13 protein-coding genes and 1 tRNA gene are annotated in these 17,775 nt (G+C 41.3%); 2 read left to right on the forward strand and 12 right to left on the reverse strand.

Translation table 11 applies throughout. The features are described from left to right. Positions 1–86: 86 nt before the first annotated feature. Positions 87–1,502, reverse strand: coding sequence for a glutamate synthase subunit beta (locus ACO6S2_RS01780; protein WP_422360802.1), 1,416 nt, complete (start codon positions 1,500–1,502; stop codon positions 87–89). Position 1,503: 1 nt separating this feature from the next. Continuing rightward, complete coding sequence (gene gltB / locus ACO6S2_RS01785) at positions 1,504–5,991, reverse strand: glutamate synthase large subunit (RefSeq protein ID WP_422360803.1); 4,488 nt, start codon at positions 5,989–5,991, stop codon at positions 1,504–1,506. Between the two features lie 209 nt (positions 5,992–6,200). Here gltB and ACO6S2_RS01790 point away from each other — a divergent pair, with 209 nt between their 5' ends. Then, on the forward strand, positions 6,201–7,745 hold the full coding sequence (locus ACO6S2_RS01790; RefSeq protein ID WP_422360804.1) for a hypothetical protein: 1,545 nt from the start codon (positions 6,201–6,203) through the stop codon (positions 7,743–7,745). A 501-nt stretch (positions 7,746–8,246) separates the two neighbouring features. On the opposite strand, the gene ACO6S2_RS01795 is transcribed toward ACO6S2_RS01790, so the two are convergent. The 3 genes from ACO6S2_RS01795 to ACO6S2_RS01805 form a co-directional block, all read right to left on the reverse strand. Then, positions 8,247–8,321 (reverse strand) — tRNA-Val (locus tag ACO6S2_RS01795). Between the two features lie 62 nt (positions 8,322–8,383). Beyond that, a complete protein-coding gene (locus ACO6S2_RS01800; protein ID WP_422360805.1) occupies positions 8,384–9,040 on the reverse strand; it encodes a DUF2461 domain-containing protein in 657 nt (218 codons plus the stop codon). Next, a complete protein-coding gene (locus tag ACO6S2_RS01805) occupies positions 9,031–10,311 on the reverse strand; it encodes a UDP-N-acetylmuramoyl-tripeptide--D-alanyl-D-alanine ligase (protein ID WP_422360806.1) in 1,281 nt (426 codons plus the stop codon). The genes ACO6S2_RS01800 and ACO6S2_RS01805 overlap by 10 nt, the downstream gene beginning before the upstream one ends. A 105-nt stretch (positions 10,312–10,416) precedes the next feature. On the opposite strand from ACO6S2_RS01805, the gene ACO6S2_RS01810 reads away from it, so the two are divergent. Further along, entirely contained in the window at positions 10,417–12,558 is a 2,142-nt protein-coding gene (locus tag ACO6S2_RS01810) for a T9SS type A sorting domain-containing protein (RefSeq protein ID WP_422360807.1), read from the forward strand. A 40-nt stretch (positions 12,559–12,598) separates the two neighbouring features. Here ACO6S2_RS01810 and ACO6S2_RS01815 read toward each other — a convergent pair whose 3' ends face one another. The 7 genes from ACO6S2_RS01815 to ACO6S2_RS01845 all read right to left on the reverse strand — a co-directional run bounded on the left by ACO6S2_RS01815 (position 12,599) and on the right by ACO6S2_RS01845 (position 17,771). Then, positions 12,599–13,093 carry a hypothetical protein gene (locus ACO6S2_RS01815; RefSeq protein WP_422360808.1) on the reverse strand — a complete coding sequence of 165 codons (495 nt, stop codon included), beginning with the start codon at positions 13,091–13,093 and terminating at the stop codon, positions 12,599–12,601. A gap of 11 nt (positions 13,094–13,104) precedes the next feature. Next, entirely contained in the window at positions 13,105–13,902 is a 798-nt protein-coding gene (locus ACO6S2_RS01820) for an amidohydrolase (protein WP_422360809.1), read from the reverse strand. After that, positions 13,890–15,023 (reverse strand): methionine aminotransferase, encoded by a 1,134-nt coding sequence (locus ACO6S2_RS01825; RefSeq protein ID WP_422360810.1) that lies wholly within the window; start codon positions 15,021–15,023, stop codon positions 13,890–13,892. The genes ACO6S2_RS01820 and ACO6S2_RS01825 overlap by 13 nt, the downstream gene beginning before the upstream one ends. Position 15,024: 1 nt before the next feature. Next, positions 15,025–15,579 carry a peptide deformylase gene (gene def / locus ACO6S2_RS01830; RefSeq protein ID WP_422360811.1) on the reverse strand — a complete coding sequence of 185 codons (555 nt, stop codon included), beginning with the start codon at positions 15,577–15,579 and terminating at the stop codon, positions 15,025–15,027. Next, positions 15,576–15,989 (reverse strand): Holliday junction resolvase RuvX, encoded by a 414-nt coding sequence (gene ruvX / locus ACO6S2_RS01835; RefSeq protein ID WP_422360812.1) that lies wholly within the window; start codon positions 15,987–15,989, stop codon positions 15,576–15,578. Before ruvX ends, def begins: the two co-directional genes overlap by 4 nt. Further along, the gene (locus ACO6S2_RS01840) at positions 15,990–16,727 is read right to left on the reverse strand and encodes an iron-sulfur cluster repair di-iron protein (protein WP_422360813.1); all 738 of its coding nucleotides are present in this window, start codon (positions 16,725–16,727) and stop codon (positions 15,990–15,992) included. A 78-nt stretch (positions 16,728–16,805) separates the two neighbouring features. Further along, complete coding sequence (locus ACO6S2_RS01845; protein ID WP_422360814.1) at positions 16,806–17,771, reverse strand: AAA family ATPase; 966 nt, start codon at positions 17,769–17,771, stop codon at positions 16,806–16,808. Positions 17,772–17,775: the final 4 nt, after the last annotated feature.

A 17,775-nucleotide genomic window follows, 5' to 3' on the forward strand; every position in this document is an offset into this window, starting at 1 on the left:
CCAACAAATGACTTCCGACTAGGTTGAAGCCCTTACCAACTTCTATATGAGAAAACTACTTAGCATTCTATCTAGATTTACCATTTTTACTTGGTTAAGAACTTGTTAACTGAATACGCCGCCTTACGACCTTCGCTGATGGCCCATACTACTAGAGACTGACCTCTGCGACAATCGCCGGCTGCAAATACATTTTCTTTATTGGTGCGATACATTTCGTCTTGAATGTTGCCTCGCTGGTTTGTTTCTATGCCTAGCTCTTCAAGCAAACCTTCTTTCTGAGGGTGCATAAATCCAATGGCAAGATACGCTCTCTCGCATGGCAGCACACGCTCCGTTCCTTCCACCTCTTCGAATTTAAAGGCGGCTTTGTCGGTCCATTCTACATCGACAACTCTAAGTCCTGTTACCTCACCTTTCTCGTTGCCAATAAACTCTTTGGTCAGCACGGACCAATTTCTTTCACAACCCTCTTTTTGAGAAGTAGACGTTCTCAATACCATGGGCCACTCTGGCCATGGATTGGATTCAGTTCGACCTTCTGAAGGTTTGTCAAGTAACTCGATCTGAGTAACACTCTCCGCACCTTGACGAATGGATGTACCCACACAATCAGATCCCGTGTCTCCTCCGCCGATCACTATGACGTTTTTGCCTTTAGCGTCCATTTCGGAAACGATCTCAGCATCTTCACCAGACACTACTTTATTCGAATTTTTCAAGAATTTCATCGCTAGGTGAATTCCATTCAACTCTCTTCCAGGGATAGGCAAGTCTCTGGCCACGGTACTACCTGTACAGATCGCAATGGCGTCGAACTTAGATTCGATTTCTTTGGCAGAAATATCTTTACCAATCTCTACTCCACATTCAAACTTCACACCTGACTCCTTCATCAAGTTCACTCGTCTTTCGACTACAGTTTTCTCTAATTTGAAATCAGGAATCCCAAACCTCAAAAGCCCACCAGCCTGCGTGTCTCTCTCGAATACCGTAACATCATGCCCTTGCTTGCACAACTGATCAGCAGCTGCCAATCCAGCAGGTCCCGAACCAATTACGGCTACAGATTTATCTGACTTGATGCTTACCGAATGTGAAGTTTCCCAACCTTGAGCAAATGCTTCTTCAGCGATGGTTTTTTCGATATGCTCTATACTTACCGGATCATTATTGAGGCCCAGTACACACGAGCCCTCACAAGGGGCTGGACATATTCTACCAGTGAACTCTGGGAAGTTGTTGGTGCTTTTGAGAATGCCCCAAGCTTCTTTGAATTCGTTGCGATAAACGGCATCGTTGAAGTCAGGAATCTTATTGCCTAGCGGACAGCCGCTGTGGCAAAAAGGTATTCCACAATCCATACATCGAGCCGCCTGCTCATTGGTTGCTTTTGGCGAAACAGGCTTTACAAATTCTTTGTAATGCTGCGTTCTTTTTTCCACCTCCTCATAGTCGAGGCTGTGTCTTTTATAAGTCAAAAATCCATCTACCTGTCCCATATTATGCGATCTTTTCTTGTTCTAACTTTTTCTTTTCTAATATCTGTTTGTACTCGGTTGGTATCACCTTTACAAACTTGTTTTTAGCAGTATCCCATTGATCCAGGATGTTGAATGCTTTGTTACTCTTGGTATATCTAGAGTGCTTGTTTATTTGATTTTGGATATACTCAAAATCTTCAGTACTTGGAGACTCCAGTTCTACTAGCTCCATGTTGCATTTCGATGCAAAATCAAAGTCTTCCACGTAGATGTAAGCGATACCTCCACTCATTCCGGCAGCGAAATTTTTGCCGGTTTCGCCCAGCACGATCACTCGACCACCAGTCATGTATTCACATCCGTGATCTCCAAGACCTTCAGTGACAGCTTGAGCTCCTGAGTTTCTTACAGCGAATCTTTCTCCAGCTTTACCATTTACATATAGTTCACCAGATGTAGCACCGTATAGACAAACATTGCCTACCAAGATATTGTCCTCTGGCACAATGTCAGATTTGGCATGAGGATAACAAACTACCTTTCCACCCGACAGGCCTTTGCCTACATAGTCATTGGCTTCGCCTTCGAGATTGAAGGTGATTCCCTTGGCCAGGAAGGCTGCAAAACTTTGTCCTGCCGATCCGGTGAATTTCACTTTGATTGTATTTCTGTCCAATCCTTCTGGGCCATGAGCTTGCGCCAATTCGCCTGAAAGCATAGCACCTACTGTTCTGTTCTGGCTATTGATCGGAACGTCTATTCTTACTTTTTCCTTCTTGCCTAATGCAGGCTGAGATTCTTCGATCAATTGTCTATCCAATACCTGGGTCAATTCATGATCCTGATCTACCAATTTACAAGACAAGTGATCTTTTGGCTTGAATGGATTCTGAAGCAAAGCTTCCAAATCTATGTTCCCAGCATGATTCTTAGCCTTCTTTCTATCGAAGGTCAAAAGGTCTGTTCTACCTACCAGCTCAGCTACTGTCTTCACGCCTAACTCAGCCATGATTTCTCTCATTTCCTCAGCCAAGAAATTGAAGAAGTTTACAATGTGCTCCACCTTTCCAGAGAAGAGTTTTCTCAACTCAGGATTTTGAGTAGCTACCCCGACCGGGCAAGTATTCAGATGACATTTTCTCATCATGATGCAGCCTTCTACTACAAGCACTGCTGTAGATACTCCCCACTCTTCTGCTCCAAGGATGGCCGCAATAGCCAAATCTCTACCCGTACGCATCTGACCATCTGCCTGAAGTTTCACCTTCTTTCTCAAGTCATTTTTCTCTAGAGTTTGGTGAGTTTCCGCCAATCCGATTTCCCAAGGAATACCGGCATGATGTACTGAACTAATAGGAGACGCTCCAGTTCCACCATCATGGCCCGCTATCAGGATATTATCGGCTTTAGCTTTAGCTACCCCAGCTGCAATCGTTCCTACACCTGCTTCTGCCACCAACTTCACATTGATGTCAGCTTTTTCGTTGGTGTTTTTCAGGTCATAAATCAATTGCGCCAAGTCCTCAATAGAATAAATGTCGTGGTGAGGAGGAGGGGAGATCAGTGACACACCTGGTGTGGAGTGTCTGATTCGACCAATAGTTTCATCAACCTTTTTCCCGGGTAACTGACCACCTTCTCCTGGCTTTGCTCCTTGCGCAATTTTTATTTGAATTTCATCTGCATTCACTAAGTAGTGAGCTGTCACACCAAACCTTCCAGAAGCTACTTGCTTGATCGCTGACCTTGACAAAGTGCCATCGGCATTTGGTGTATATCTGATGGCATCTTCGCCGCCCTCGCCACTGTTGGATTTACCTCCGATCAGGTTCATCGCTTTGGCGATGGTAGTATGTGCTTCCTCAGAAATTGACCCGAAAGACATCGCACCAGTAGCGAATCTTTTCATGATCTCAGACGCTGGCTCGACTTGTTCTAAAGGAATGGGTTTTTTGCCATTGAATTCGAACATACTCCGAAGGGTAATGTTCTTTTCAGCTTGATCGTTAATAGCCTGGCTATAAGTTTTGAACAACTCATAGTTGCCACTTCTGGTAGACTTCTGTAGCGAATGAATCACCTCTGGCGTAAACAAGTGACGCACACCGTCTCTTTTCCACTGGTACAAACCACCTGTTTCTAAATCAGCTTTTTCATTAGTTGGGACAAAAGCAGCGTGATGGTTTTCCAGGATTTCTTTTTCGATTTGCTCAAACCCTTTTCCGGAAATTCTTGAAGGCGTTCCTCTGAAACAAAGATCTGTTACTTCCAAATCCAAACCTATGATTTCAAAAATCTGAGCAGATTCGTAAGACTGTATGGTTGAGATTCCCATTTTAGAAAGGATTTTTCTCAACCCATAGCCTATTGATTTTCTATACTGCTCAAATAGTTCATTACCTGATTGGCTCAAGGAAGCACCTTGATGAAGGATAGTTTCTACCGTTAAGTAAGGATACACTGCTGTAGCACCGAACCCTACCAATGTAGCAATGTGATGCGTTTCTACAACATCTCCGCCTTCTACGACTAAGCTGGTTTTAGCTCTTAGTTTTTTCTTTAATAGATATTGGTGAACCGCCCCCGTAGCCAACAAACTTGGAATGCGAACGCGATCAACAGAAACATCTTTATTCGAAAGAATCAAGATGTTTGCTCCATCTTCAACCACTTTGGCAGCTTTCTTTGACAATGCCTTAAGAGCACTTTGCAAATCATTGTCTTTTGGATCGTAGGTAGCGTCGATTACTTCAGATGCGAATCCACTAAACTTTACATTTCTGATGAATTCAAACTCGTGAGCTGAAAGCAACGGATTTTCTATTCTAATTTTCTGCGCGTGCTCAGACTTATGCTCCAGAATGTTTTCACTGTTTCCTAAGTAATTGATCAATGACATTACAGAACGTTCTCTGATCGGATCAATAGGCGGGTTACTTACCTGTGCAAATATTTGTTTTACATATTGAGCTAGGTGCGTAGGGTTCTCTCTAAATACAGCTAGCGCAGTATCGTTACCCATAGAACCCAAGGGCTCCGTACCATTCTTCATCATAGGCTCCAAGATGAATTTGATATCCTCTTGGGTAAAGCCATTGGCAATTTGCTTTTGTAGCAGGTCGTCTGCTTGAAGCGCTTGATCTAATGGTTTGTCTTTTATAAAATCAGACAGGTGAATTAGATTCTCTTCAACCCACTTTTGGTAAGGCTGATCATTAGCTAGCTTGCTCTTTATTTCTTTGTTAAATGAAATGGTAGAGGTAGTAAGGTCAACCATGATCATTTGACCTGGCCCGAGTCTTTCGTTTTTCTTGATAAGCTCTGGTGCTATTTCTACCGCTCCTACCTCTGAACTCAGGATTAAACGATCATCTTTCGTAGCAATTATCCTAGAGGGTCTCAATCCATTTCTATCCAAACTAGCACCAATGGTGTATCCATCTGTATAGACCAAGGAAGCAGGTCCATCCCACGGTTCGAATATGGTAGAATGAAATTCGTAAAAGGCTCTCTTTTCTGGACTGATGTCAGTCTCTTCTTGCCACGCTTCCGGTACCAACATCGCCATGGTATGTTGTAAGCTTCTGCCGCCCATAATCAACAATTCCAAGATGCCATCCAAATTGGCTGAATCTGAGAATTGCATGTTACAGATCGGAGTTAATACCGCAATTTCTTCTTCGGTAAAGTCTGTAGAGGCCAATAAAGCCTCTCTCGATACCATTTTGTTGATATTACCTTTAATGGTATTGATTTCACCATTGTGAGCCAAGAATCGGAACGGCTGTGCCAACCTCCACTCTGGGAAGGTGTTGGTAGAGAATCTTGAGTGAACCATCGCTGTTGCCGAGGTGTATCTCTCATCATTCAAATCCAGGTAATACTGATTCACTTGCCAGGTTCTCAACTCACCTTTATAAGTAATGGTAGAACATGAAAAAGAAGCAATATAAAAGTCAGACACTGGGTAGACCTCTCTTACTTTATGCTCGATGTATTTTCTTAATACATACAGTTTTCTGTTCAGCTCTTTGCCTTCATACTCACCTTTCTTTACAAATAGGTGATAAATAGATGGCTCCGACTGCTTGGCTATTCTTCCAATCTTTTTAGAATCAACCGGCACTCTTCTAAGCCATAGTTTATCAAAACTCAAAGCCTCAATTGATTCCTCTACTATTTCTAATATTCCTTTTTTGTCGTGTCCTTTGGGTACAAACAAAGTTCCAACCCCATATTTTCCTTTGGCTGGAAGTGTGATGCTATTTTCTTTCGCTACTTCATTGAAGAAGTCGTAAGGCAATTGGGTCAGAACTCCTGCTCCATCTCCTGTTTCTCCATCTGCTGCTACTCCACCTCGATGCTCCATTTTTTCGAGCATGGTCAATCCGTCTTGTACAATTTGGTGAGAAGGCTGGTTTTTTATCTGGGCGATAAATCCTATCCCACAAGAGTCGCGCTCAAAGTCCGGAGAGTATAATCCCGTTGTTTTCTGGTAATTTTCCATATAGATCAAATGCTTACAAGGATAACCTCTCTCATTTTGGGGAAATTGTTGCTTGGGTTGCTAACAAGAGGTTTTCCGATATTGAGGAGTAAAACTATATTTTTTATATATTGCAAAAACTAAGTATCCAGAAATGATATGAAGTTCAACATTAACCCAATAATGTATAATGAATTGATTGTCAAACTATTACATACTTAGAAAATACAATGGCCAAAACTTCACACGCACAGCCACTTTTTCAATTGATCCATGCTTTGACCAAATCGGAGAAGCGAAGTTTCAAATTATACGCAGGTAAAGTTAGCGACCCTTCTGAAGCAAAATTTGTAAAACTGTTCGATGTCCTAGAGGGCATGGAGGCTTATGATGAAGATCAAATCTTCAAAAAAATGCCTGATCTCAAACGTTCACAGTTGGCAAACATGAAGTCGCACCTTTTTAAGCAGGTGCTCATGGTGCTACGTCAGAGTCAGATCAAAACTGATGTAGATATCATGCTACGTGAGAATCTGGATTATGTCCGATTGCTTTTCAAAAAGGGACTTTATGAACAGAGCATGAAGATGCTGCAGAAAACCAAAGCAACTGCTAATAACTACAAGAAGAATATATTCAAACTGGCTTTGCTCAATTACGAGAAGAATATTGAGAACCAGCAGATGTTGTCTTTGGATCAGACCACTTGCTTGAAGCTCGACAAAGATACCAAGAGCCTATTACGTAAAATCAACGTCGCGCAGGCTTTCTTCTCTTTGGCACTTCGCATGAAGGCGCACTTCCTGAGAAGCGGTATGGCACGAAATGAAGATGAACTCGAAAAAATCAATAAGATCTTTTACGGCAACCTTCCAGAGCATGACAAAACGCACTTGTCTTTCAGCGAGCAGTATAATATGTGTCGAGCCTATTATTGGTTTTCCTATCTGACTCAAGATTTTACGTCGTGTGTGAAATACACAGAGATTTGGGTAAGCATATTTAAAGAAAGTAACCTCACCCATCTTCGTCATGCAGAGTTCTTGAGAGGGCTGAACCGTTTACTTCAATCGCTTTTTAGAATCAATGACGTAGATAGATTTAGCATCTATTACGAAGAGCTCCTGGAGTTTGAAAAGCTTTATGCCAAGGCCATTGATGGCAATAGTAAGCAGTTGTTGGTCAGATGTCTGACGATTCAGACGCTCAACAAATGTTTCCTTGAAGGTGACTTCAAACAATATGGACCAAAACTCGAACGCTACCTTGGCAAGCTAGAGGAGTCGCTCGAATATGTAGATAGTAACAACCAGTTGGTGGTATTCTACAAAGCGGCTATTCTTTATTTCGGACTAGGCAAGTACGAAAAGAGTCTGGCCTATCTGGATCGAGTGATCGACAATAAGAATGATCAGCTGCGTGAAGATTTGAAAAGTTTCGCCTACATTCTCTATCTGATTGTATTATACGACATGCGCGATCTGGACAACTTGAAAACCATGAGAAATCGAGCATTCGTCTATTTACGTCAAAGGAATATTCTTGGGCAGTTTCATCACATCATCCTACAGTTCTTGAAAAAGACAGAGGACATCATGCCATTGGATCTAAAAGGAGAGTTGATCACATTAAGAACAAGTCTGCAAGGATTGCTTGAAGATAAATTTGAAGCGAAGCCGTTGCTGTATTTCGACATTATGAGTTGGTTGGAAAGTAAAATTACCAGTCGCCCATTTCATGAAGTAGTAAAGGAACTGGCAGAGAGTAAGCATTGAGTTTTCTAATGGTCAGACGAATGGCAAACTATTCGTCTGATCACTAAGAGGCAATTATTGAATGTCGAGCATTATTTCTAGCACGAAGATTCCTCTGGTCGTCCCTCCCGACGAAATGACTTGAGTAACGGGCTTGAGAAGCAAAAGGATGAGTCATTCCATGGCTGTAGGAGGATCTTCGAAGCTTTTTGCACAATCGTGCATCATTCAAAGTACTCACTGGTTCGCTTTGGAAAAGCGCGCAAGTGTAGCCACTGGAATAGCATGAAAACAGAAAATCTGTGGGCATAAAAAAAGCCATTTCGAGTATTCGAAATGGCTTTTTTGGTAGTGGGCGCTGAGGGATTATTTCATGATCCCCATTAGCTAAATGGGTGATCAATCTTCAAGCCTTATTCGCTCCGCTCATCCGTCTTTTATTTTTTTCAATCAAGTATTTACAAGTACAACTTTCTGAAAAAAATAAAAGCCGCAAATCGATTGATTTGCGGCTTTTGATTGTGGGCGCTGAGGGATTCGAACCCCCGACCCCCTCGGTGTAAACGAGGTGCTCTGAACCAGCTGAGCTAAGCGCCCTTTATTTGGGTGTGCAAAAATAGATTATGATTTTATATTACCAAATCTTTTCAGAATTATTTTTAACTAATTGCTTCTTTTAAATATTTGTTGAACTCATGGGCCTTTTTGTAGGTCGAAATCAGTTCTTCAAAAAAGCCCTCTGACGTTAGCTCTCTCTCTGTAAATTCCTTTATCACATAGAAGCTTTTAAGCCTCAGTAGTTCAATGTTTGGATGATCCTTAGGATATCCTTTTGGGGCTGTCTTTAGCTTGTCTCCTTTGATGTCTACAAAGGTTTCTTTGAAGTCCTTGGAGGCCAAAAGTTTTTTCAAACCCTCAGGGTTGTAGTCAATTTCTTGCCGGATGGCAGCCAATGTTTCTGGCGGTGGCATATAAATGCCTCCTCCTGCAAAATTTTGCCCTGGTGCCAGATGCATATAAAAACCAGTGCCTTCGGTTTTCTTTCCATTAGCTCCCATCAAGGCTCCAAAGTTAGTTTTGTAAGGTGTTTTGTCCTTACTGAACCTAATGTCTCTATTGATTCTGAAAACGCATTTTTTAGGATCAACACCCGTCAGCTCAGGATCAAATTTGGCAATCTCTCCTATGATGTTTTCTACCAGACCTAAAAACTGCTTGCGACAAGCTTCATAGGTTTTTCTATTGGTGTCAAACCATTCCTTATTGTTGTTTACTGAAAGGTCTTTTAGGAATTTAACAGTGGGTTTTAAGTCCATAGGTCAGTACGTTCTGTGAGCTGCTCCATTCTCATTCCTCTCGAACCTTTGATAAGCACAGTAGCTGCTGAAAGCGGGTTCTTTTGAAGCAATGAAATCAACTCGTCTATTTTTTCAAAAACTTTTGAATTCGAATAATTATGAGCTTTCTTAAAATCATTCCCTACCAGATACACTTCATTGAGGGCTAAGGTTTCAGCATACTCAATTATTTTTCGGTGCTCCTCAATGGAATACTCTCCCAACTCCTTCATATCTCCCAAGATAGCCACCTTTTGATCACTATCAATGACGGCCAAATTGTCGAGTGCCACACGAATAGAATCCGGATTGGCATTGTAAGCATCTAGCACCACAGTGTTTGAGTTTAACTCAATCAGCTGCGAACGATTATTGTCGGGCATATAGCCATCGATAGCACGATATGGTTCTTCCACTTCAAAATAATTCCCCACAGTAACCGCCGCAGCTATATTTGAAAAGTTATAGGCTCCTATCATTTCAGTAGCATGGGTTTCGCCATGCTCATCCATATAATGAACAAAAGGAGTGGCAGACTTCAGCGAACACAAGTTATTGGGATAGGTAATAGCATCTGGGAACCGCTTAGACATATTTTTCAACACCCTATCGTCTATATTGATGAAAGGAGTTCCCTCCGTCTTTCTTAGGTAATCAAATAATTCGCTTTTAGCCCGAATAATAGCTTCTTGCCCACCAAACTCTCCAATATGCGCTGTGCCAATATTAGTAATCAAACCATGGGTCGGCTTTGCCATTTCACACAAAGCAGCAATTTCACCAATGTGATTGGCGCCCATTTCAATAATAGCAAATTCAGTATCTGGTTTGATGCTCAGCAAAGTCAGCGGCACACCGATATGATTATTTAGATTGCCTTTTGTGTATTGAACTTTGCGATCCGATGCCATGACCCGCGCGGTCAGTTCCTTAGTCGATGTTTTTCCGTTAGAACCTGTGATTCCTAAAAAAGGTATGTCAAATTGATCCCTATGGTGATTCGCCAATTGCTGCAGACTCTCAAGAACATTTTCTACTAGGACGAACTTGTCATTCACAACATCCTGGGGTTCATCAATTACGGCTAGTAATGCTCCATCTTCCACAGCTTTAGCTGCATAGGCATTGCCGTTGAAATTATCTCCTTTAAGCGCAAAGAAGATTTGATTCTTTTGAAGTGAACGTGTGTCTGTGCAGACTCCGTCGCTTTCTAAAAATTTTTCGTAAAGGAAAGAAATGGTTTGATCCAAATTTGTTGTTATTTGTATGGCAACGCACAAATATATTGAGCAGCACCCAATAATTCTGATTATTGTCTGTTTGATTGTTGGCATATGCTATGGTACCCAATGACTATGATCCGAATATCCCTCTTTTTCTTGATTCAACTGACCTTGCTCGAGACGGTTCTGGCACAAATCGAACTTGAGTTCATTCAACCCATTGTTACCCAAAACGGAAATGAGCTTGAGTTGGCCTTTGCTGGTGGTGTCAACAGTGCCCAATACCAAACCATAGACTTAGACGGAGATGAAGATCTAGATTTAATTATATTCGACCGTTCTTCAGATAAAATAAACGGATTTGAAAATACTGGTGAGAGCTATGTTTATCAGCCTCACTTTGAGTTTCTATTCCCAGAAAACATTCAACATTGGGTGGTGCTTGCAGACTTTGACTGCGATGGCCGCAAAGATCTTTTCACCTATACAGGACAAGGTATCCGAGTCTTTAGAAATCTACCTTCAGAAAACACTGTTAGCTGGGAAGAAGTCGCCAACCCATTAAAGACCCAAGGTTCCAGCTCGTTGATCAATTTGCTCTTCAACCCTACTGACATTCCATCCATCGCCGATCTGGATGGCGACGGGGATTTAGACATTCTAGTTTTTGACTTTGCTTCCAGTAGTCAAATAGAATTTCACAAAAATCAGGCTGTAGAAAATACTGGGTTTTGTGGGTTGGATTTCGTTCGGGCCACGCGAACTTATGGGAATATTTTGGACTGTGGCTGCGATGCCTTCACCGTTGATGAACCTTGTGCAGCTTCAGGCAGAATTCTGCATGCCGGTGGCAAGGCTTTGCTATCTCTGGACTTTGATTCGGACGGTCTGATGGATTTGGTGCTCAGTCAAGAAGGCTGTCAAAACCTTAACTACACAAATAACACGGGGACTCCATCCAATGCTTCATTCACACCTTTCCACAACACATTTCCTTCCTTCATTGCCAACGTTGGCTTTACTTCTTTCCCTTCTGCCTTTTTCGAGGATGTGACATTTGATGGGAAAAAAGATATCCTAATTTCCAGCAATCAACGATCTAACACCGTTCAAAACATAGACTTCAAGTCATCCAGTTTCTTATATGAAAATGTAGGAGCGTCCGCTGAAAATGAATTCGGAAATTCTCAGGCCTTTCTTCAGGACCAGATGATCGATGTGGGTGAGTTTGCCTATCCGGCCATTGTCGACATAAATGGTGATGGATTAAATGATTTGGTCATTGGCAATGCTGGTAGTTTGATATCTGGTCAGTATGTCTCGACTATCACCTATTATCAAGCCGGTGCCACCGGACTCACTTGGCAAACAGATGATCTCTATGGGTTATCTTCTTTGGGCTACACAGAGGTAAAACCACAGTTTGTTGACCTCAACAATGATCAAAAACTAGACTTGGTTTTTTCACTGGTGAATGATGCGCTTCAGGTTCAGCTCGCTTACATAATAAATGCTGGGGAAACGCTAGAATCTTTTAACACATCCCAAATTCAATTTCTTGATACCGAAATATCCAGACTTGATGACTTCGTGCTAGATGATGTAGATAGTGACGGTTTTCCAGATTTGTTAATAGGACTATCAAATGGGCAACTCAATTATTATGGAAATTCTGGTTCTCAAGAAAATCCAACCTTTGTTTTAGATAGTGAGGCCTTTCTGGGTGTTGCTGCGAATAACAGCAGAAGCAACTTATCCCTTGCCATAGGAGAGTTGGATGGCGATGACCAAGCGGATTTGATAACTACTGATCGGACTGGAGAAATAACAATTTATTCAGCCTACCAAACTGGCACTGGCACAGCACAATCTTCTTTGGTCAGCACTCCCTATTCAGACCTACTCACTTCCACACGACTAGGCCGAATATCGAAACCCGCTTCAGGAGAATTATTAGGCCGCAATGTGATTGCCATTGGTAGTATTCAGGGTGGTGTCAGGTTGTATGCAACTGGCAGCCCTTCTGGAGGAACTGGATTAACATTCGTAGCCTTTCCTGTACCAAGCAATGAAGACAAAACGGTTAGTTTTCAATCTAACTTTTCAAATACACAAGTTGAGATTTATTCCTTAACCGGAAACAAGGTAACCGAGTTTGTACTTTCTGCCAACGTACCACAATCAATTGATTTGAGTTTCTTAAAAGAAGGATTGTACTTGGCAAAAGCCGAGTATGAAAGTCAACATTGCACCATCAAAGTTGTGGTTAACTAAAAACTATTGACAAATCTAACAGCCAAAGGAAACCACTCTATTATTCACAAAGAGTCACGGTAAAATTCCCATTGACAGAGGAGGAATTATCGTCACCATCTCGAATATCAAGTCTTCCCCTTACTTCCGAACTCGAAACACTTAAAATTTCAATGGCACCTTCTACAGCAATAATATTCAATCCGAACTCTCCCCCATCAGGGTCATAGAAAGTGGCTGTTTGACTATTGTCGAGGTCTTCGAAATCAAATTTTAATTCATAAAGACCTACTTCATTGTCAACAGTAAAAAAAATATTCAAACCATTGATAGAAAAGCTCTCGCACGGCACATAATCAGTATCTGCACCTAGGCTAACTGAAAGTTCTCCATTTGAAACTGATGATCTACCAGAAACAAAGGACCAACTTTTACCATTAATCAGTCCTTGTGCTGTTTGGTCTTTAAAGTCATAAGCAGGTCCTTCATCGTCATCTCCACAACTGAAAACCAGAAATGCAAATGCTAATATTGTTATTCTTGAAAATAAACTCATAATCCGTATGGTTAATAGGTTAATGAAAAATTGTCGCTATCTGCTACAAAAGGAAATTTTGTTCTAAATTCATCTTGCTGAGCTTTGCTCAGCCTTTGTATAATAATACCTTCCTGATCATCCTTGAAATCTAGCGTCTCGCCTAAGTAATCACACACGCCACTATGGCCTACATAGGCGTATCCATTCCCGTCTTCACCTATTCGGTTGCAGCCCAACGTATAACTTTGATTTTCGATAGCGCGTGCCTTTAGCAAGGTATCCCAGGCATTGATTCGAGGCTTTGGCCAGCTGGCTACATATAGCAGCAAGTCATAATCAAACGATTGATTAGATGCGTCAAATTTGTTTTTGGCCCAAACTGGAAAGCGCAGATCATAGCATACTAATGGACAAATTTTCCATCCTTTGTATTCTACTACCAACCTCTCTGTACCCGCCTCAAAAAACATTTCCTCCTTAGCCAAAGAAAACAAATGTCTCTTGTCATACGTCTGAAAGGTTCCATCAGGAAAAGCCATAAAGAATCTGTTAAAGTAGTTCGTACCTTCCTTTACGATGTAACTTCCACCAACCAGGGCCTTCTTCTGGCTAGCCATTTGCAAGAGCCATTTATGGGTTTTCAGGCCTGGCACCTCCGCCAATTTTTCTGGCGTCATAGAAAAACCTGTGTTGAACATTTCTGGAAGTACAATGAAGTCAACCGTCTCATTAATACTCCAAATTTGTTCTTCAAACATGGCCAAGTTGGCATCGATATTTTCCCAATGGAGATTGGCTTGAAGGATGGCTACTGTTAGATCTGACATAGTTTCAAAGCGGCTTGTTTGAGTGTTTCTTCGCTCTTTGCAAAACAAAGGCGGATTTGCTTATTGTCTGAATGATCGGTGTAAAACGGAGATAATGGAATGGAGGCCACTTCATGATTCCGTGTGATCCATTCGGCCATTTCGCGATCAGGCTTATCGCTTATATCTGCATAAGAAAAACTCTGAAAATAAGTTCCTTTACAGGTCACCGGCTTAAACCTTGAGCCTTTCATCAAGCTTAGCAAAAGGTCTCTTTTTTCCTGAAAAAAAACGGGCAAGTAATTATAGTGCTTTGGTTCTTTTAGGTAGTCCGCCAATGCCCATTGGGTGGCTGTACTTACACTAAATACCAAAAACTGGTGTACTTTTCTGATCTCCTCGGTCAGAAAGTCAGGAGCCACAGTATAACCCATCTTCCAACCGGTAGCATGAAACGTTTTTCCAAATGAATAGATCGCTACACTCTTTTTCTTCAATTCTTCGTTTTTCAGTACCGAACAATGTGTCTCCCCATCATAAATCAGATGCTCATACACTTCATCGCTGATCACAAAGATTTCTTTATCACGGGTCAACCTTGCTAACTCCTTAATGTCATCCTCTCTTAAAATCGCACCACTTGGGTTGTGTGGTGTGTTAATAATGATAAGTTTGGTCTTGGAAGTAATTTTTCTTTCTACCTCATCCCACGGAATAGAAAAGTCATCTTTATCCAAATTAATATTGATCGGCACGCCTCCACAGAGTTGAATGGTGGGCAAATAACAGTCGTACGCAGGGTCAAAGAAAATCACCTCGTCTCCGGCATGTACAATAGCTGTGATCGCAGCGAATAAGGCTTGTGTAGCACCAGCAGTAACGGTAATGTTGTCCGGCGTTATGGCTACTCCGTAAGTATGGTCAATTTTATTCGCAATAGCCTCTCGTAATGCAGGCACACCTGGCATAGGCGCATACTGATTCATCCCTTTTTGCATATAATGATGAATGCCATCAATCAGCTCAGGGGCCACATCAAAATCTGGAAATCCTTGTGCCAAATTAATCGCACCACATTCATTAGCCATCTTCGTCATCACAGCGAAAATGGAAGTTTGGGCGTTGGGCAGTTTGGATATCATCTTATTTCTTGGATGGGATTTTTATTTTATAATCGGCATCGCACTTGCCCTTCGAGATATTGTTGAGTTTGCCCTTCAATACCCGTTTTTTAAAAGGGCTTAGATAATCTGTAAATAAGATGCCATCAATATGATCATATTCATGCTGGATGATTCTAGCTTTCATTCCATCGAATTCTTCTTCGTGCTCGACAAAGTTCTCATCGAGATAATTGATTCTCAATTTTGCAAGACGAGAAATTTCTTCCCTAATACCAGGAATACTCAGGCAACCCTCTTCAAAATTCCACTTGTCCCCTTCTTCCCAAACTATCTCAGGGTTGATAAATACTTTTTTAAAGTTTTCCATTCCCTCTTCCTCTAGAGGACTTCCGTCTACTACAAACATCCTAATGGATTTGCCAATTTGAGGAGCAGCCAAGCCAATCCCACTAGCCTCATACATGGTCTCAAACATGTCATCTTTTAGCTTGATCACATCCATGCTTCCTTCTTCAATTTCATCTGCCTCCCGCTTCAGCACCGGGTCTCCATATACTACAATGGGGTAAATCATAATCTCGATTCTAAATATGACTGCAAAATGATCGCTGCGCTTAATTTGTCAACGTTCTCTTTTTTTTGTCTGTCTTTCTTTTTCATTCCTCCTATAATCATCGCATCCATGGCCAGCTTACTTGTAAAGCGTTCGTCCACCTGATGGATTTTGTGATCAGGAAAATTTTTATTCAGCAAATTTATAAAAGACCTCACAGAAGCCGTACTGTCCGTGTCCTTATTCATCAAATTCTTAGGCATACCTATAACAAATTCATCAATGCCCTCTGTTTGATGATAGTTTTTAAGAAATTCAATGGCCTGAAATGTCCGAACGGTTTCTAGTGGAGAAGCAATAATTTGGAGTGGATCAGTTACGGCCAGGCCCGTTCTTTTGGTGCCAAAATCTATGGCCAAGATCCTGCCCATTTAGTTTTGGCTAAATGTATGTGACAGCTTTTGTTTTGCTTCTTTCTCCAACATTAGTGCCTTTGGAAAAAGAATGTTGTTTTCGATATGTGCGTGTTTTGAGAGTTCCTGATCAAATGCCTGCAACTCTTTGAACACCACTTTTAACTGAATATCCTCAATATTCTCTGTCTGGTATTCGCTCGTAATTCCTCTTATACCCTTCATTTCGTCATCAGAATCTCCATGATGTAAGGCAAATTCTTGAATTGAGAAAGATTCAATTTTGTTTATCATTTTGGCAGGAGCAATTTTTCCTGTGACAAAACATTCTAAATCCTGGATATAAGAAAACAAACGATCTTCTTCCTCATAAATGTGGTGAATAAAATCATCTACAAATAATGGTAGGACCATTTTTAGATCGTGAATAAGTTCTTTATCCAAAGGCGCTTCAATAGCATTTATTTGCTTCAGAATGAAAGGTAAGCGGTCTTTAATGAACAATTCATGAGTATGCTTGAGAAAACCAATAATCAATCGGGCAGGATACTCCTTGAGTTCTGATGATTCAAATGCAGATTGCTTCTCTGCACCCTCCATAATCTCTATCAGTTGATTTTTATTTATCTTATGCTCGTCGCAAACCTCTTGAAGTGTTTTGTTCTTTGACTTGTAATATTCTACACCAAAATAGTCTAACACTTTTGCGTAGACAAAGTTCTCATTTACTAGTACTTCGATCGATTTATTTTCCATAGGATAAATGTGCTTTCACAAATATAAAAAATTTGTAAGAGAGCTTAATACCCAACGATAAATTCAGAATGAAATTATTTAGAGTATGTCGCTAATAATTTTGCTTATTGAAACTCCTTCAGCCTCGGCTTTAAAGTTTCTCACAATTCTATGTCTTAAAATAGGCTCTGCCACAGTCTGTACATCCTCGATATCAGGAGAATACTTACCAGCCAAAAGAGCATTACATTTTGCCCCCTTGATCAAGAATTGAGAAGCTCTTGGTCCTGCACCCCACTCTAAATAGGACTTGGCAATATCAGAGGCTCGGTCAGAATCCGGTCGAGTTTTATGGACGAGGTTCACCGCATATTCAATCACATTATCAGCCACAGGCACTTTGTCTACCAGCCTTTGAAATTCAATGATTTGTTTAGCATCCAGTACAGCATTCACTTCACTAATAGCACCAGCAGCTTCGTTTTTGACAATATCAATTTCAGATTCATAAGACGGGTAATCCAGATTGATCATAAACATGAATCTGTCCAGTTGTGCCTCTGGCAATGGATAGGTCCCTTCTTGTTCGATTGGATTTTGGGTGGCCATCACAAAAAATGGCTCGTCCAATTTCCAGTGTTTCCCTGCTACTGTTGCGGAATATTCCTGCATGGATTCAAGTAGAGCCGCTTGTGTCTTAGGAGGTGTACGGTTGATCTCATCCGCCAAGATGATGTTTGAAAAAATTGGTCCTTTGATGAACTGAAAGTTTCTGTCCTTGTCCAAAGTTTCCGCACCAATAATGTCAGAAGGCATCAAGTCGGGAGTGAACTGAATTCTATTAAAATCCAAATGAAGCGCCGAAGATATAGTTCTTATCAAAAGCGTTTTTGCCAAACCGGGCACACCCACTAAGAGCGCATGGCCCTGACAGAAAATAGATGTAATCAACAATTTGACTACCTCATCCTGCCCTACAATAACTTTTGATATTTCTTCTTTTAATTTGGTATAAGCCTGATGTAAAGCATCAGCAGCTTCAACCTCGGTCGCATGTTCACTCATATAG

This window comes from Reichenbachiella sp., from assembly GCF_965233835.1.
In the GTDB taxonomy this organism is placed as follows: domain Bacteria; phylum Bacteroidota; class Bacteroidia; order Cytophagales; family Cyclobacteriaceae; genus Reichenbachiella.

What these genes read in the sequence shown, in the direction of transcription:
- ACO6S2_RS01810 (WP_422360807.1), top strand. Translation starts at nt 10,417, where the DNA reads ATGATCCGAATATCCCTCTTTTTCTTGATTCAACTGACCTTGCTCGAG.
- gltB (WP_422360803.1), bottom strand. Translation starts at nt 5,991, where the DNA reads ATGGAAAATTACCAGAAAACAACGGGATTATACTCTCCGGACTTTGAG.
- ACO6S2_RS01780 (WP_422360802.1), bottom strand. Translation starts at nt 1,502, where the DNA reads ATGGGACAGGTAGATGGATTTTTGACTTATAAAAGACACAGCCTCGAC.
- ACO6S2_RS01790 (WP_422360804.1), top strand. Translation starts at nt 6,201, where the DNA reads ATGGCCAAAACTTCACACGCACAGCCACTTTTTCAATTGATCCATGCT.
- def (WP_422360811.1), bottom strand. Translation starts at nt 15,579, where the DNA reads ATGATTTACCCCATTGTAGTATATGGAGACCCGGTGCTGAAGCGGGAG.
- ACO6S2_RS01820 (WP_422360809.1), bottom strand. Translation starts at nt 13,902, where the DNA reads ATGTCAGATCTAACAGTAGCCATCCTTCAAGCCAATCTCCATTGGGAA.
- ruvX (WP_422360812.1), bottom strand. Translation starts at nt 15,989, where the DNA reads ATGGGCAGGATCTTGGCCATAGATTTTGGCACCAAAAGAACGGGCCTG.
- ACO6S2_RS01845 (WP_422360814.1), bottom strand. Translation starts at nt 17,771, where the DNA reads ATGAGTGAACATGCGACCGAGGTTGAAGCTGCTGATGCTTTACATCAG.
- ACO6S2_RS01815 (WP_422360808.1), bottom strand. Translation starts at nt 13,093, where the DNA reads ATGAGTTTATTTTCAAGAATAACAATATTAGCATTTGCATTTCTGGTT.
- ACO6S2_RS01840 (WP_422360813.1), bottom strand. Translation starts at nt 16,727, where the DNA reads ATGGAAAATAAATCGATCGAAGTACTAGTAAATGAGAACTTTGTCTAC.
- ACO6S2_RS01800 (WP_422360805.1), bottom strand. Translation starts at nt 9,040, where the DNA reads ATGGACTTAAAACCCACTGTTAAATTCCTAAAAGACCTTTCAGTAAAC.
- ACO6S2_RS01825 (WP_422360810.1), bottom strand. Translation starts at nt 15,023, where the DNA reads ATGATATCCAAACTGCCCAACGCCCAAACTTCCATTTTCGCTGTGATG.